Genomic DNA, 511 nt, shown 5'->3' on the forward strand with positions numbered 1-511 from the left:
GCGTACCTTCAATTTCTTCGCTAATTCCGTAGGTCGCTTGCTTACCACGGTTAGCGATCACCGCTAAGCTGGTTTGAGGATTGCTGCTAGCAACGGCGCCAACAAGGGTAAGATTCAGGCGTGTTTTTGGGGCGTCTTTCACAACAGGTTGCTCAACGACCACAGGCTTTTGTTCGGTGTATTTGCCAAATAAGTTGGCGCTTTGAAGGGCATTGAAATCAATCGTATTCGATTTATTGCTGGCAATAACGTTACCCGCCGACGGCCTCCATTTTGGCACATCAGACGTTTGAGGGATTGCTAACCACACCACTTTACCGAGTATCCACCCAGTTATCGCAATAAATAGGCAAGTAAGTAGCAAACTGAGCTTCGCTTGAATTGCGTGGTGGTTGGACTTGATCTGAGCCAGTAGCGGTCTGCTTGATAATCCTGCACTTAGCTCTAAACGCTTCACTGAATTGATTCCTTTATTCTAACGTTAGTCAATTGGGCTATAAAAATATAACTA

General features: G+C 45.6%; 1 protein-coding gene. It reads right to left on the reverse strand.

Features of this window, described 5'->3' with window-relative positions; all coding sequences use genetic code 11:
* A partial coding sequence (locus tag R7Q48_RS31300) for a type II secretion system protein N (protein WP_318134332.1) occupies positions 1-457 on the reverse strand: 457 nt, incomplete at its 3' end.
* Positions 458-511 lie beyond the last annotated feature (54 nt).

Source organism: Vibrio sp. 378, assembly GCF_033339435.1.